Below are 309 nucleotides of genomic sequence, written 5' to 3'. Positions count from 1 at the left end.
CCATGCAGAAGTTTGAAGAAAGCAACGAAGCTCTTTCGGAACGCCGGAACAGTATCGTGAAGGCTGATGAAGCGCATCGTGGGCAATATGGTCTCAATGAGAAGGTTGTGGTCAAGCAGAAGGACAACGGCGAAGTCGAGGCGAAAACTGTTATCGGCACTGCCCGCATTATAAGAGACACGCTTCCTAATGCGACCTACATTGGATTCACCGGAACACCGATCTCCACAAACGACCGCAGTACACGAGAGGTATTCGGTGATTACATCGACATCTATGATATGACTCAGGCAGTTGAAGATGGCGCGA

The 309-nt window shown here is 49.8% G+C and carries 1 pseudogene; it reads left to right on the top strand.

What is annotated here, in order from left to right:
- A pseudogene (locus tag P0G09_RS17855) lies at positions 1-309 on the top strand (type I restriction endonuclease subunit R); the annotation flags it as partial.

It is taken from the genome of Faecalibacterium sp. DFI.5.82 (assembly GCF_029076575.1).
Classification (GTDB): Bacteria; Bacillota; Clostridia; order Oscillospirales; family Ruminococcaceae; genus Faecalibacterium; species Faecalibacterium duncaniae.
Note: the sequence above shows the minus strand (reverse complement) of the source record. Positions and strands in the feature narration are given on the sequence as shown.